The sequence below is a fragment of the Pseudoalteromonas sp. SCSIO 43088 genome, from assembly GCF_023650795.1.
GTDB lineage: Bacteria > Pseudomonadota > Gammaproteobacteria > Enterobacterales > Alteromonadaceae > Pseudoalteromonas > Pseudoalteromonas shioyasakiensis.
In genome coordinates, this window is record NZ_CP072675.1 from 2834061 (window position 1) to 2847670 (window position 13610).

The 13610-nt window shown below is 48.2% G+C and carries 16 protein-coding genes; all 16 read right to left on the reverse strand.

What is annotated here, in order from left to right:
• Positions 1 to 2: 2 nt before the first annotated feature.
• A complete protein-coding gene (locus tag J8Z28_RS13090) occupies positions 3 to 1391 on the reverse strand; it encodes a conjugal transfer protein TraH (protein WP_169631898.1) in 1389 nt (462 codons plus the stop codon).
• 2 nt (positions 1392 to 1393) lie between these two features.
• On the reverse strand, positions 1394 to 2338 hold the full coding sequence (locus J8Z28_RS13095; RefSeq protein WP_169631897.1) for a thioredoxin family protein: 945 nt from the start codon (positions 2336 to 2338) through the stop codon (positions 1394 to 1396).
• 92 nt (positions 2339 to 2430) lie between these two features.
• Entirely contained in the window at positions 2431 to 3135 is a 705-nt protein-coding gene (locus J8Z28_RS13100) for a hypothetical protein (protein ID WP_119788452.1), read from the reverse strand.
• A gap of 89 nt (positions 3136 to 3224) precedes the next feature.
• Positions 3225 to 4298, reverse strand: a complete 1074-nt coding sequence (locus J8Z28_RS13105; protein WP_102887292.1) for a DUF7146 domain-containing protein — start codon at positions 4296 to 4298, stop codon at positions 3225 to 3227.
• Between the two features lie 90 nt (positions 4299 to 4388).
• Positions 4389 to 4730, reverse strand: a complete 342-nt coding sequence (locus J8Z28_RS13110) for a plasmid-related protein (RefSeq protein ID WP_102887291.1) — start codon at positions 4728 to 4730, stop codon at positions 4389 to 4391.
• A complete protein-coding gene (radC, locus tag J8Z28_RS13115) occupies positions 4730 to 5227 on the reverse strand; it encodes a RadC family protein (protein ID WP_049195485.1) in 498 nt (165 codons plus the stop codon). Before radC ends, J8Z28_RS13110 begins: the two co-directional genes overlap by 1 nt.
• An 86-nt stretch (positions 5228 to 5313) precedes the next feature.
• Entirely contained in the window at positions 5314 to 6969 is a 1656-nt protein-coding gene (locus tag J8Z28_RS13120) for a VWA domain-containing protein (protein ID WP_218529104.1), read from the reverse strand.
• A 69-nt stretch (positions 6970 to 7038) separates the two neighbouring features.
• The gene (locus J8Z28_RS13125; protein ID WP_250659596.1) at positions 7039 to 7479 is read right to left on the reverse strand and encodes a hypothetical protein; all 441 of its coding nucleotides are present in this window, start codon (positions 7477 to 7479) and stop codon (positions 7039 to 7041) included.
• Positions 7480 to 7540: 61 nt separating this feature from the next.
• Entirely contained in the window at positions 7541 to 8494 is a 954-nt protein-coding gene (locus J8Z28_RS13130; RefSeq protein ID WP_000027441.1) for a DUF3150 domain-containing protein, read from the reverse strand.
• Positions 8495 to 8592: 98 nt separating this feature from the next.
• On the reverse strand, positions 8593 to 9357 hold the full coding sequence (locus tag J8Z28_RS13135) for a hypothetical protein (RefSeq protein WP_447018000.1): 765 nt from the start codon (positions 9355 to 9357) through the stop codon (positions 8593 to 8595).
• Positions 9358 to 9359: 2 nt separating this feature from the next.
• The gene (locus J8Z28_RS13140) at positions 9360 to 10319 is read right to left on the reverse strand and encodes an AAA family ATPase (RefSeq protein WP_067206276.1); all 960 of its coding nucleotides are present in this window, start codon (positions 10317 to 10319) and stop codon (positions 9360 to 9362) included.
• A 209-nt stretch (positions 10320 to 10528) separates the two neighbouring features.
• Positions 10529 to 11545 (reverse strand): YqaJ viral recombinase family nuclease, encoded by a 1017-nt coding sequence (locus tag J8Z28_RS13145; RefSeq protein WP_149150974.1) that lies wholly within the window; start codon positions 11543 to 11545, stop codon positions 10529 to 10531.
• A 60-nt stretch (positions 11546 to 11605) separates the two neighbouring features.
• Positions 11606 to 11749 (reverse strand): hypothetical protein, encoded by a 144-nt coding sequence (locus tag J8Z28_RS13150; protein WP_000167275.1) that lies wholly within the window; start codon positions 11747 to 11749, stop codon positions 11606 to 11608.
• Between the two features lie 81 nt (positions 11750 to 11830).
• On the reverse strand, positions 11831 to 12649 hold the full coding sequence (bet, locus tag J8Z28_RS13155) for a phage recombination protein Bet (RefSeq protein ID WP_000414662.1): 819 nt from the start codon (positions 12647 to 12649) through the stop codon (positions 11831 to 11833).
• 79 nt (positions 12650 to 12728) lie between these two features.
• Positions 12729 to 13148 (reverse strand): single-stranded DNA-binding protein, encoded by a 420-nt coding sequence (locus tag J8Z28_RS13160; RefSeq protein ID WP_072155941.1) that lies wholly within the window; start codon positions 13146 to 13148, stop codon positions 12729 to 12731.
• A 15-nt stretch (positions 13149 to 13163) separates the two neighbouring features.
• A complete protein-coding gene (locus J8Z28_RS13165; RefSeq protein WP_008305491.1) occupies positions 13164 to 13490 on the reverse strand; it encodes a hypothetical protein in 327 nt (108 codons plus the stop codon).
• Positions 13491 to 13610: the final 120 nt, after the last annotated feature.

Here is a 13610-nt window from a genome sequence, read left to right on the forward strand (position 1 = left end):
ATCTATTCCCCCAGTGCCGTAGATTTAACGGTGTAATAACGCTGCTTGCGAATGGTCTGAATCACCTGATTAAAATGCGCCAGCAATTCTTGCTCTGAACCGTATCTTCGCTGTAACGCGGCGTATTCCTCATTGATTTGGCGACGTGCACGTTCAAGGTCTTCAGTTAACAACTTCGCATAGGCATGATCTTCTACACCAGAGGTGCTTCTAGCTGCATTGAGCATGTCTTCAACCAATGCTCGGGCCATCTCAACAGCAATAAATGGCGCCGCTCGTGAAGCAAACGACCTAGCAGCCCCTTCATTTAATGCAGAAAGAGTTCGAATCATGCCCCCAATGCTGGCAGGAGCCGAGGTCATAAAAGCCTTTTCGGTGGCGCTAGCAGCCCCTGTATTTCGAGCAAACTTAAAAATAATGCCGTTACTAGAACCTGTACCAAGAAGTAAATTTTCTACCTGAGTTGATAACCCGGTAAGAGTCACGTTAGTGATTATTGGGTTCAGACAACCGTCTTGCGTCACTGTGTCACATCGGTACATAGCGACGTTACCGCCATGAATTAGATGCTCAATAGTCACTTTATTGCCATTCAGCCTGGTCAGTTTTGGGGCTTTACCTTGGCCATCAGCGGCATTAGCTAGATCACCAACAATGATCGAACCAGTCACCGACATAACTGCTTCAAGAAAACGGTCATCCCCCGATGCAAACCAGCTTGATGCCGAATGACGTTTCAGTGCTCGCCAGACCAAGTTACCTTTAATCGTTCTGTTTACATCAGATGCCGCGACACTCGAAGCGTTCTCATATGGGTTCTTACCATTGGACTCACTCCAACTGGTAAAAACGTCTCCAGCCCCTTTTAGTGAGCTCAACATGCTGGCTTCTGTTTGCCCCTTTTTACCAAAAGCAGCCAGGGTATCGTTCACGACTCCCTGAGCCATTTGACAGGAATTGCCAAAATACTCGTTCAACTGCTGGATTTTCTTTTGCAGTGTCTCCATGTGCTGGGAGCATTTCTCACACATAGCACTGAGCGCCAATTGGAATGCGTACCCCTTGGCGTTTGCAGCAACAGAGCGAAGTAATTGAACAAACTGATCCGCGTTAACAAATGACAAACTTCCCGCGAACATATCAATGCCACCACAACCGGCTTGGAATGACGGAGGCACCATAGAGACGAGGTTCTCGTTCATGATCCTGTTACGGACAACAACGCTTCCACCAGATATAACGCCACGCCGCTGACTCTCGAATACACCTGGCGCAGTGGCGTTGGTCATTGAACCAAACAACTGGTTCATCTCCTGTTGCAAGCTTGCTTGGCTCATAGATGAAAAACCAATCGCACAGGCGATTAGCGATACTCGGAATACTTTTTTCATCGTTATAACCCTCCTTGTGCACGCAGATAGCGAACAAGGAACTCAGGGTCCTGTAATATCTTTTCGTTAAGCTCTTGGGCTGACATCGCGAGTGACACGCCGGGTTGAACAGGTCTGGTGGCATAGTAAGTTTGATCGTCAATCCAACCGGCTTGATGGGCTGCGAGAATGATTCGATTATTGAGCTCATCAAGGCTCATTGCGCCTTGGCCAATCGGAGTGATGACATTAGGCGGATCAACTAAGAACACGGCAGGGACAGTCGTAACGGACAAGGATTGTGCTTGTCCTGAATCAACTTTGTAATTGGGAAACTCTCCACCGGGTAAAGGCAAGCCATCAACAGCAATAGCAAACACCTCAAAACCGTAGTTCAAAGCCATGGATTCGATAATAGGCGCTTGAGCATGGCAGTAAGGGCAATCCGAACGATAGAAGAAGAACAAGCCAGCTCGTTTTGCTACCTCACCTAAAGCAACATCCCGTTGAGTGCCAGCTTCTCTATCCATCCGATTGGCGGCATAAGTCGCCAAGGGTCTTCGACTGATTTCATCCAAAACAGGATCGCCCATGACCACCTGCTGACTAACATCAGCAAATAGTGAGCCCTTATCCATCATGACGCGCTGAAGATAAAGATAGGCTCTGACATTCTCACTCGTTGGCTCATCAATTGCCTTGTCCATAAACGATTGCATATGCTCTCGGAACCATGCGGCACTGAAGGGCTTTAGTTCGCTCTGACTGGACTCCAAGACACCAGCTTCCGGCTCTATCAGCTCATCAGGCTGCTCAGGTTCAGGAATGACCTGATACCAAAACCAGCCTTCCTGACCACGCTGATAGAATGGCCCATCACTGGCATGGGCGGGCAAGATGAATAGAAAGAAAATAATGATTGGGATGGTCACCCATAGGATGAACCAAGGTAACAAGGGGGTTCTCATTGTCAGCTCCAGAAAATTTCATAGAGCTACATGCTAAAGATCCCCATAAGAGCGATTGGCCAGATAGATGAAGGAATCGTGTGTGTTTCTGACTATCTATTAAACACTGTTACTAACGTAAGTACGTTAGCTGATGGCACCATAACAAAGTGCATACCAGAGCTGCCATGACACCAAAACTCAGCCTGTACGAAGTATTTTTTGGCTTTGTTTGAAGCTATATATTCTGGCAATAATGATTTTGCCAATTCTGTGCTACACAATTTGGCGCACAAAGCCTTCCAAGGATGCTTAGGAGCACCGTCTGAAAGCCGTTCCACAAACCGTTCCAGTGCATGACGAGTCACCACGACAGGTCCAATGTTCGGAACGTTGATGACCTCATCGATTTCTCTCACTGTAGCATTATCGACGCTGTATTCTTCGAAGGAATGTGAGAGCCAATCGTCCCGCTTCTCTACCGATATCTGTGCTTCTTGGTAACGGGTGAGCAAGAACCTGGTCAGGCTGTATAGTGAATGCTGAGTTGAGCGTTGTTTCTGTAACTTTTTGATAGCTCCTTTACTGACCCGGATTTGAAGGCCATTGCCGCTTCGGTTACTCCCCATCACCTCTTTCACTGACAATAGGTGGTGAATCGCATAGAGCTCAGCTGCAATTGGCTTTTGCTGCTCAGGTAGCTTGTCGTATTGCTCACCTAAATCGACCTTTAGCTCACCACCTCTTCGAAGGCCGGTCTTCCAGTAAACCGTAAACTCACCATCAATCTGCTTTGTTAACAGGGTTAATACCATCATGTTTGTTTCTCCTATTGGTTATCTATTTTTCATTCTCCATGTTTTTTCAAATATGCAAGGCGCAAAAAAAGGGGCCGAAGCCCCTTGGATCAGATATGAACTTTAGGAAAGCCCATGGCACCGTAAACATTCAGCACATCATTCCAATCCCAACTTTTCACGCCAAGTGACGTTGGTATCGGAGGGATCAACACTTGTGTCAGAATGCCTTTTTGCCAGGCTTTTTTCTTGAGTTCATTCGCTGCATTCAGGCCGGTCTCAGAGAGATCGTGATCTGCCCAGATGTACAGCATTTTCACATTACTTGGTGGTTCAAACCTAGCCAGTAGGGTTGCATTCACAACCGACCAACATGTTTGTCCCGTTGCTCTGGTAACCGCTAAAGCTGTTTCGATGCCTTCAGAAACACCTAATACTTCACCAGGCTCACCAATCGGAATGGCACCGCCAGTGATTGTTCTGTCACTTGGTATGGGCATCATCTTTTTAGGCTTTTCAACCGGCGCTTTGAATCCATCTTCACTTAGGTAGATCCGATGAAACGTGGCCGAACGCCCTTGCTGAGTAACGATTTTACCTAGCAGCGCTGGGTAGCTATCGATAAACAGACCATCTTCATCATGGTAAGGCAAGTTTGGATGAAACCTCAGCACCGAATCCCATTCAGGACGAAGCCGGGTAACAATGCCACGACGATGCAAGTAGTTCCAAACTGGTTGCGCACGAGCATCTGCAAGAGATAGCGTTTCTCCCCAGGTTTGATTCAAGCGATGGATAATCGCTTTGTCCTCGTCCTGCTTTCTAGCCTTCCAATCAACAGCGTTACGCGTTATTGCCCGAGAAGGTGCTTGTATTTGTCCGGGTTGAATACCAAGAACTTGGCCAATTGCTTCAATAGACTGAGCAAAGTTCCACCCATTAATCCAAGACAACAGTTCAAAGCCATCATGAAAGATACCGCAGGTATTACAAACGCCACCACCGGTATATTCAGCATCTTTGAACAGCCTAAAGCCATCACGACCGCCATGAACAGGACAAGCCACATGACGGCCTTTTCGAGCAATAGCGGCATCAAGTTCTGGCACCAACGCCGCCAGTATTTGAAGCCATTGGCCATTAAGATATGGCCTTACTGTTTCAATTTGTAAAGGTAACGCCATATAACCTCCTTCAGTAAAATGCCGACTCCTACCACAGGTGGTAAAAGTCAGCTTGGGTCCTGCATTAGCCGTTCGGTTAATACAGGAGCGTTAGTCAAGCTGGATACCATGTCGTCTTAATAGCCACATGATGGACTCACGAAGCACATCAGGATCGACAACCGCAGCCATCGCGCAAACACGAAAGCAAAATGGCGCAATTTCGTCATTTTGAATCCACGACAACACATCCTTGCGCAACCGAGTACTGACACGACCGTCCAGCAATACACGGATCGCATCCAATAGAATGCCTTCGCGTAACTGCCAGATTTCCGTGTCAGACCAAGTGACTGGGGCATCATCAAACTCAAATAGAAATTCGAGCTGTGATAACGTGTGTTGATGGGACTGCTTTTGTGATGAAGGTGAATGGGCAATGCCCCCATTCATTAAAGATAACCGCGTTCGGCAAGCGAAACGCAGCCCTCGTATGCGACCACGACATGGTCAAGCGTTCGAATATCAACAAGTGACAAGGCGTCACGGAGTCGATGAGTGATGCGTTTATCAGCTTCACTGGGTTCAGGATCACCCGATGGATGGTTATGAACCAGTATCACTGCTGCCGCATTAAGTTCTAGCGCTCGTTTTGTTACTTCCCTTGGATACACGCTCGCCGCATCTAAAGTGCCTTTGAACAGCTCTTCAAATCGAATGACACGATGCTTTGTATCAAGAAACAGCACGCCAAAGACTTCGTGCTCATACTCGTGCATCAGTGTTTGCAGGTATGAGAACGCCGACGATGGCTGTTCAATTTTTCGACCTTTACTCAATCGACCACGGGCAAGCTTGAGCGCCATATCTAAGATATCCGCTTCAGTCACTTGCTCAGGAACGATATAAGTACCGGCTTCTTCGCCAGCTAAGAACTTTTTGTTTTTCATAGGAGTCTCCCCAAAAAAAAAGCGGAGACGAACCCATGCCCTGAAGGGGACGGAATCGTCCCCGCAGGGTGGTAAAGTTGATGTGGTTACTGAATTAACAGTTGTTGTGTTACTTCGAATAACTCACGCTTCAGATCTTTGACGTCGTTAATCACGATGCTTTGAGGAAAGAATTTCTCAACACTGCGTGTTTGAATCCCGATCCCCAGCAGCTCAAAGCCACTGCGTCTGCACCGGTCAACAATGTCATGCGTGGCAGCCCAATCATCTGGGTCACCATCGGTTAGCACTATCATTAGCTTTCGCTTCTGTTTTTGCGCTAACAAACTGTTTGCCGCAAACCACATCGCTTGTGCCATAGGCGTACAACCTCGTGTTTTTTGGTCAAAACAGGCGGCCCGATGTCGAACCGATTGCTTGGGCAATAACGCGATAGAAACTTCCTGATGAATACCAGGAAAATAACTGACCGCAGGTACAACACCCGGTATGCCTTCCAGTGCCATGGCCAAAGCCAAAGCGGCTTCATTGGCAACATGAAAGTACTTTCGATTACCTTCGCCAATGGGTTTACCCATTGAACCCGATATATCGACCAGCAAGTGCACAGCAGCATTAGGCGCAATGCGAGGTTGCCTTTGAATAAACAATCTCGACTCACCGGCTTGTGAAGCGGCAAGACGATGGGTTGCAACTCGAAGACCGTGCCTTTTGGCATGATTCCGATTGTCCTGACTGGACTGAACCATGCCCCTAAGTCGGGCTCGAATTTGAGCGGACTCAGACGCCGATAAGGTCAAGATGGCCTCATCACCCAACATAGCCTGCTCTGCTTGGGGCAAACTGAGTGGAGTGACACCCTGATGTCCTTCAGCTTGTTCCGACAACACTTCTGCCACTTGTGCAAAGGTATCGGATTCAAACTGAGCGGCACTGGCCTCTAAGGCTTGTCGCAAATTGTCAGCTTGATCAGAGTTATCAGAATCTCCCGTTTCAGCAGCATCCCCCGTTGCAGACGAACCTGTTTCCGGGGTTTGACTGTCACTACTGCTATTGCTGTCATTACTCGCATCTTGTCCAATGTCATCACCGTTATCAGCATCCGACTCATCCTGTGGTGGACGAGATTCTTCTTCCAACATGGCAACGATGGCATCGACAAGTTTCAGCACTTCACCTGTAGATGCCAGGCTAGGCACTGCTGTCAGCATGGCGCTTAACCGGCTCATCGCTGCGGCAGGAAAGAGTTGTCTCACCCTTTCATCAACAGCTTGATACAAAGGCGTCAGTGCTTTCTGGCCCAGAAAATGGCATCTCAAGCGAAACAACAACCAGGCTTGCAAGTTAGATGCAGGCTCAGGCTGTTCAGGTACACACATTTGCTGTGTGTCCACCATGTACTCAATCACTTGCGAAATACTGCGCCGGGTTCCGGGGTAATCCTTTGCCAATTCGTTTTCAATGCGCACATCCTCAATAATATTGAGAAGTGCCTTACGGATCGGCTTAGACGACGCCTTCTTCACCATGTCAAAATTGGTATGCCGAATATGCGCCGCTTCATGAGCCAGATAACCCCAAGCTATCTGTTGATAGTGTGGGTCGTCTGGGTTTGCTGTTGGGATCACAATCCGCTCACCATCGGTAAACGCATCTTGTCCTTGAATAAGCACCTTCACACCAAACTTTTCGCCATAAGCGGCGGCAACGATTGGCAGTGCGTTTTTTAATGGATGATTCATGGGAGTCTCCTAATCATTAGGGGGAATACTCCCTCAGCGGGAGCGTTTCCCCGCTGGGAATGTAAGTGTTTAAACCTGTGCTTTTAGCTTATCCAGGTCATATTTTTGACCTAACCAAGCCACCAATTGAGCTGGACTCTCGTGCTGCTCAAATGACGTTTTAAGCTGGTCTAAACTCAGGATGTCATCCAATGTCAGACCGTACTGGTCTTGTAACTGAGTAGACACCTCGTGCTGATATTGCAGCCAGGCCCGCTCAAAAGCGGTTTGCTGCAATGCCATGTTTGGAACAAATACCATGGCCGTTACCCAAACTCCTTGTGCGTCCGCATCTGCGATCAAAACAGGGTTCTTGGGGATCACGACACTATGTGTTGAGTACGACCGTTGTACTAACGTTCGACAACACGCCACTTCTGGTATCGATTCACTTTCAACCGCATCAGTCACACCACGAAAATGCGGTTCAAACTGGTTCAGTTGGCTGGGGTTATGGATGGTTGATTGCATAATTTCCTCTTACATAGTTCAGAGGACATGCGCCCTTAAGGGCAACATGCCCTCAAGGACGTTAGAAATAAAATGAGTTTGGTACAGTCGAACCAAGGTTTGGTCTGACGGTTGGTTGTGGTATTGCACGTAAGTTATCTGCCTGAGCAGATACTGGCTGTGCGGGTTTAGGTTCAGGTTTGGGCATCAGTTGTCTGATATCCAATTGACCTTCACCGTGCATTCTCATCTTGTCTGGATCAGACAAAATTAAAATGGTCGCCATCAGTTCGTGATAGAGATTGTCTGTCACAGGGCCGGTCTTCGGCAGACGAACAAATAAATTGTCCATCGCTTCAACCATCGGCTGAACTCGATGATCCAGGAAGGACAAACCATCCAACTTGTCTCTTAATCGCTTGAGCGGATTAAGGGCTCGCTGACTGATTTGATTCTTGCCTGCAACGGAACGCTCAAACAGTTCATTGGCATCACGAGCCACCTCCCTAAAGAGGGTGTGTCCCATACCATTGACCTTGTCATCTAAGCCTCCAGCTTGTTCAGCCGGTTGCATTCGATAGATGGCATAATCGAACTGAAGCCGTTGTTCCACGTCTTCGATGGGTGACAGCGCACGCCGGATTGCATCTGCAAATTCCGGGTGTTTCGCAACCCAGTCAAACGTCACCTGATCATAGTTGTCCAAGAACAACTGCTTACACTGCGCAAACTCCTGACCGATCCGGTCAAGCTCTGGAACAATCTGATCAATTCGGTCTTCAGGGACGGCATAGCCACCTAAAAACCGCACACCGACTTGCTCACACAAGCGCTGCGCTTCTTTTTTAAGCCGTTCAAAGTTCGCCAATGCCTCTGGGTCGCAAATTTTTTTACTCCCTAAGCTGGCAACATCCTTCGGTGGAAGTTGGCTGCCATTGGCTAATCTGAAATCTTCAGGCCTTAGTTTTTTTCTACCGCTCCAGATGGAACAGTCGATGTGACAAATCAAAAGTTTGTCGAGGGTTTGAATACTCATAGTGCATCCTCATGCGAGATGGGGACGCACCACTCCAAACAGGAGCAATGGCCCCCGTTTGGGTGGTAGTAGTTGACGCGCTAATGGCAATACCACTATCAGAAATAGTAATTTTGCGAATCAGGCGACGATTGGTTGAGATCGATTTTCGCAGGCATTAAGTCCAGTGCTTCAGCAATCGGGCGAACCCGCTCTAAATCACTGCCTAGCAACCGCAATACATCTTTTTCCAACTTCAGTTGGTCGGATACTTCTATCCCTTCAGGACTCGCTACTGTGAGCGAACACAATGGTGGTAATTGACGCTTAAAGGCCAGTAACAGCAACAATGGCCACGGGCCATCATCAGTGTTAACAATGCCAGCGCCTTCACCTGACACCATGCTGATTTGATTGGTACTAGGTAATCCGCTTTTGCAAAACCCTAATGACCATTTTCCAATCCTGACCTGGTTATCATCAATAACAGCCAAGCCATAGGCTTCAAGCAGCTTTGCCATATCGAACAACGCTTTTTGAGCCAGCGAGATTTGGCCATTGACGTCCTTGCGAGTACGAAACTCCCAACTGACGTTATTGGCGCACGCGACGCTATCTAGCGCATTTGAGAGTTCAAATGGCCGCCCTTGATGATCAATGCCGACTTGTCCAACAAATCGATAACCCTTGTTGATTTTCTCATTGATTCGTCGGTCTGCTTCAGCGTTAGGATCAGTCGAGTCAATCAATCGCTGCTGCGACATTTGACCAGCTTTTCCAAACCGAACTTCAATCTCCTGGGTGTCTGATCCAACGTAAATGGCCCATTCTTTGGCTGTCCCATCAGAATGACTGTAACGGTAAAGAGCAAAGCACTTTTCCATCATCAATCCTCCCAGTGGTCACCGAAGACATCAGCGGCAATACGGTGAATAGCTTCACGTTGCTCCAACTCAGCACGAGCCGTCAAAGACCGAACCAGTGCATACTCCACTGCGTTAGGAGCACCTTTGAAAGCAAGTGTTAACTTTGCCCAGCGCACCAAGGTCCTAGTGGACATGGTGATACTAAGCTCAGCACCGCCATCCGCGCCCCCAATAAAGAGACGACGAATGTCACCAGCCACTTTCACCATTTTCTGGCGAAAGACTTCTGGCAAGCCCGGCGCAACGTTCTCCAGAATGGCTTCCTCTACAGAAGGCTCTGCATAGGTCGCTTCGATGATTCTAAAGCGATCAAGAAAAGCCAAATTCTGTTGGAGCACACCTTGATACAAGCCCGTTTGGTCACCGCTGCCCGCACTGTTGCCGGTAGCGATAAAACGAAACTTGGCATGTGGCATGATGATCTCACCGCCATTTTGTGCGATGACCAACGGGGCACCTTCCAAAATGTCATTGAGCCCAGCCAGTTCAGCAGGCTCAGCAAGATCCATTTCATTAATGATCAGCAAATGGCCATGCTTGACAGCCAGTGCCAGCGGCCCATACACAAAGGTCATGTTGCCATTAACCAGTGTGTGGTGACCGATAAGATCGGACAACTCCAATCGACCGTGCGCAGTAATTTGCTGAACAGGCCAATTCAATCGAGAAGCAACTTGGCAAATTAGCGAGGTCTTACCGCATCCCGTGGGGCCTGTAATATACAAACCGTCACCGTCTGGGTGAGACAAGAACGCCAATACGTCACGTAAGTCTTCTTTTCTAAAAACATACTCGTCCTTGCGAACGGGAATGTTTGGATGGGTAGTGTCGGCACCATATCCTTCCAGAACGAAAGCATCAGGAGCCGGGACATTAAACGCTTGATTCACTTGAACCAAAAATGGGGATTGTTCTGTCATGGTAAACCTCATTAGTTTTAACGAGGCCCCATGCCCCAACAGGGAATGAAGTCCCCGTCGGGTGGTGTGTTGATTGTGGTATGGCTGTGTATGTAAGAGTTCAGCTCGCTCTATCATTCGTACCCAGCATTGGCTACGAGTGAAACTGCTTTCTGATGCACTCGATGTAAGCGCATGAGAAAGGAGCCGAAATCGGCTCCAAGTGAACGTTAAAAGTAAAATGAGCTCGGCGAGTCACCTGGCAGAACCAAGTTATCTTGCTCAAGACTGATTTTGATTGGTGTTTCAACGGGCTGCTCTGGCTTATTGGTGCTAATGCGCAACCGCTCTTGTGGCGCTTTTCGGTAAGCGGCTAAAACCTGTTCATCCAGCTCGCCTAACTTATCGGTGGCCAATTGCTTATAGTCCACCGTACCCGCCATCATGTAGCGGCTGAGTTTGACCCCAGCATAATCGGCATGAGCGTAGTTACCCATCATAGCGACCAATTTCGACTGAGCGTCTCGCATTTCTTCTTTCAAAGATTTGATGTAATTTTCCAGTCGGACCACTTCGGCATGTGCTGAGCAATACTGGCGAGACAACGATGTCCAGCGGTATTGAGCTTCACCCTTGGGAACAAAACAATCTTGCTCTGGGCATTTTGACGGTTCTTTTTTGGTCTGTACTAACTCCCAAAACTGAAGCGCTGTTTCTTGCAACTCAGTTAAGAACGCCGCGTCTCGTTGTATTTCAAACTCAATCAGTTGGTCCTCAAAATAGAAAACCAACCAACCACGCGTGCTATTGGCGACCAGTATTTGATGCTGAACTTGCACCCAATACAACTGGTACGCCTCACTTTGTTCTCTGTGAGCTTGCACATCCTCAAAAACTGACTGGCAAGGACATTTCAGTTCAACGGGTTCGCCCGCATCGTTGACGCCATCAAAGCTGGCTCGAAAGATTGCGTTATGATCGGCTTCTGCACATAACGGCAGAAGAAAGTCATTATGCGCATTCTCAAATGCTCGCCTTGCTTGAGGCTCCAACCGTATACCGCGAAGCACATTGGGATTATTAGACAGGTCTTCCGGTAATACGAATCCGGTTTTTTCTGCCCATAATCGCCAAGGTGTTTTGTAGGGTGAACGCCCCATAATAATTGGGGCTTCAGATGCCGTAACCCCTGCAATGCGCCACTGGTGCCATGCAGGAGTACGTTGTGATAGGTCGATAACCTTCATATTGCCTCCTTTGAGGGGAGACTCCCCCGAAGGAGAGAACTCCCCTTCAGGGTTAAGTGGTTACTTTGCAGCTTGTGCTAACGCTGTTTGGTGCTGAACAACACTTGCTTGAACCGAATCAATTGCCGCTTTACCGGCTTGAATCGAACCTACGACAAGGGCAACAACCAGTACCAAGCGAAAAAGTGAGGCTGATTTAGTCATGGAAGATCTCCAAAAAAAGACGAGACCTTCCCCCTGACGGGAGAATAATCCCGCCAGGGTTAGTAGAATGAATGCGTGGCGCTAAGAAGCTAAAGGCTGTGTGAGCGCTTTGGCTGCTTGTTGCTGTGCATTAAATATTTCTTGTTTCGCAAACGTCAGTTCAACACCTTGAAAATGTTCATTGGCATATTCCAATGCACTATTCCAAGCGTTTGAAGCTTCCGCCCGCTCGATAAGCTTGTAAACAAGCCCTCGGGTTCGATCATCAACTTGCTCGGGTGGAATCACAGATGGCTCAACAACATGTGTAGCTTGGCCTTCGATAATTCGCTCCGCTTCGTCTTGATCGAAAATTCCCACAAAGCCAAACGCGATGCGGGAACACTGGATCATGGATTTATGTCTTAGCATTCGCTTAGTGTGCGTCTGCCATGGACCATCTACACGGTAAGGGCCATTTTTGCCGTTACCTTCAAAAGGCGGCCGATAGACTTCATCCAGATACTCAGTGATTTTGACTGGGTGCGAACGGTCGCGCCGGTAGATGATGCATTCCATCCATTCAGGGCATTCTTTCGCGCCATCCAGTGAGACTTTGTTTTCTGAAGTCTTAAACTCCATGCCATCAAACTGGTCGTGTTGATTGATGATGCGAGACCATCCATCGACACCTACCACTGGAATAATCCCAGCTTGTTTATCAGGGAACGCAAAAATCTCTTTGGTGAAAGGGTTCAAGCCGTACTGATCTGCAACCACCAAGAGCGCCATCATCTGCTCATTGGTCGGTGCACTACCGTCACGTTGCTTGAATGCTGTTGCTTTTAGGGTATCGAACAACTTGTTTGGATCGACACTAAAGCGCTCAGCAAAGCGTTGGATTAGCTTTGGTTTTTCCATTGTGGACTCCGACAATCAAAGTGGGAGTCTGCCCCTGACGGGAAAGTACTCCCGGCTGGGTTTAAGCGTTTTTGCTCGGTTAAAAATCTGGTTCAGGATAAGTTTGTGCCCAATTAGCTTGGGAGCCCGCATCATCCGCCGCTGATGGCTCAGATGTTTTGTTCACACTATCAAGAAGCAGAAACTCGTCCGCGTCCACTTCGGTCAATCGATGCTTAATACCATCTTTCTCCCATGAGCGCGTGCGCTGAGGACCTTGAACAAAAAGCTTCGCTCCTTTTTGGATTAAATCTTTTGCTCTTAGCCCTAACTTAAATCCACCACGATCTCGAAAAACGACCCGATGCCATTCCGTATGCTCTTTGAGCTCATTGGATTGACGGTCGCGCCATTTCTCAGAAGTGGCCAGTGAAATGCTGGTCACTAAATCACCTGATGGATAGGCTCGTGTCTCTGGCTCAGAGCCAACGTAGCCTATGAGTGTTACTTGGTTTTTCATAATGTTCTCCTCGTCTTAGTTGAACTCTGTGCACACAGTCGTTTCTGCCCGGCTGGGCAAAGATGACTGACGGCGCAGATAGGTTGGTATGTCGAGTAAAGCCATGTCGTACTGATGTGGCTCTTTGTAAAACGCAGATGTCAAACGGGGCATACCAGGAGCTTTAGGCACTGCCATTGGACGACGTTTTGGTGTTGGTGTGAGCAATCGCTTGATTTGAGTAAGTACAAATCGAAACGGGCGCACGCTTTGACGAGCAAGCAATCGCAAAAGCGACCAGCTCAGTTTTGCAAGCAACATAATGCCTGCGATTTGGATAATAAATCCGAAGATATATTCCATTGGTGACTCCTTAATTTGGTTGTGAAGGAGTCACCCCCAACTGGGGAAAACTCCCCCAGTTGGGTGGTGAAAAGGCGAACCGTAAGGAACGCATGGTTGAGCATGTAAAAACATGCAGGC

Excerpts from the sequence above, each read along its gene's own strand:
- J8Z28_RS13090 (WP_169631898.1), bottom strand. The coding sequence starts at position 1,391 with ATGAAAAAAGTATTCCGAGTATCGCTAATCGCCTGTGCGATTGGTTTT.
- J8Z28_RS13095 (WP_169631897.1), bottom strand. The coding sequence starts at position 2,338 with ATGAGAACCCCCTTGTTACCTTGGTTCATCCTATGGGTGACCATCCCA.
- J8Z28_RS13100 (WP_119788452.1), bottom strand. The coding sequence starts at position 3,135 with ATGATGGTATTAACCCTGTTAACAAAGCAGATTGATGGTGAGTTTACG.
- J8Z28_RS13105 (WP_102887292.1), bottom strand. The coding sequence starts at position 4,298 with ATGGCGTTACCTTTACAAATTGAAACAGTAAGGCCATATCTTAATGGC.
- J8Z28_RS13110 (WP_102887291.1), bottom strand. The coding sequence starts at position 4,730 with ATGAATGGGGGCATTGCCCATTCACCTTCATCACAAAAGCAGTCCCAT.
- radC (WP_049195485.1), bottom strand. The coding sequence starts at position 5,227 with ATGAAAAACAAAAAGTTCTTAGCTGGCGAAGAAGCCGGTACTTATATC.
- J8Z28_RS13120 (WP_218529104.1), bottom strand. The coding sequence starts at position 6,969 with ATGAATCATCCATTAAAAAACGCACTGCCAATCGTTGCCGCCGCTTAT.
- J8Z28_RS13125 (WP_250659596.1), bottom strand. The coding sequence starts at position 7,479 with ATGCAATCAACCATCCATAACCCCAGCCAACTGAACCAGTTTGAACCG.
- J8Z28_RS13130 (WP_000027441.1), bottom strand. The coding sequence starts at position 8,494 with ATGAGTATTCAAACCCTCGACAAACTTTTGATTTGTCACATCGACTGT.
- J8Z28_RS13135 (WP_447018000.1), bottom strand. The coding sequence starts at position 9,357 with ATGGAAAAGTGCTTTGCTCTTTACCGTTACAGTCATTCTGATGGGACA.
- J8Z28_RS13140 (WP_067206276.1), bottom strand. The coding sequence starts at position 10,319 with ATGACAGAACAATCCCCATTTTTGGTTCAAGTGAATCAAGCGTTTAAT.
- J8Z28_RS13145 (WP_149150974.1), bottom strand. The coding sequence starts at position 11,545 with ATGAAGGTTATCGACCTATCACAACGTACTCCTGCATGGCACCAGTGG.
- J8Z28_RS13150 (WP_000167275.1), bottom strand. The coding sequence starts at position 11,749 with ATGACTAAATCAGCCTCACTTTTTCGCTTGGTACTGGTTGTTGCCCTT.
- bet (WP_000414662.1), bottom strand. The coding sequence starts at position 12,649 with ATGGAAAAACCAAAGCTAATCCAACGCTTTGCTGAGCGCTTTAGTGTC.
- J8Z28_RS13160 (WP_072155941.1), bottom strand. The coding sequence starts at position 13,148 with ATGAAAAACCAAGTAACACTCATAGGCTACGTTGGCTCTGAGCCAGAG.
- J8Z28_RS13165 (WP_008305491.1), bottom strand. The coding sequence starts at position 13,490 with ATGGAATATATCTTCGGATTTATTATCCAAATCGCAGGCATTATGTTG.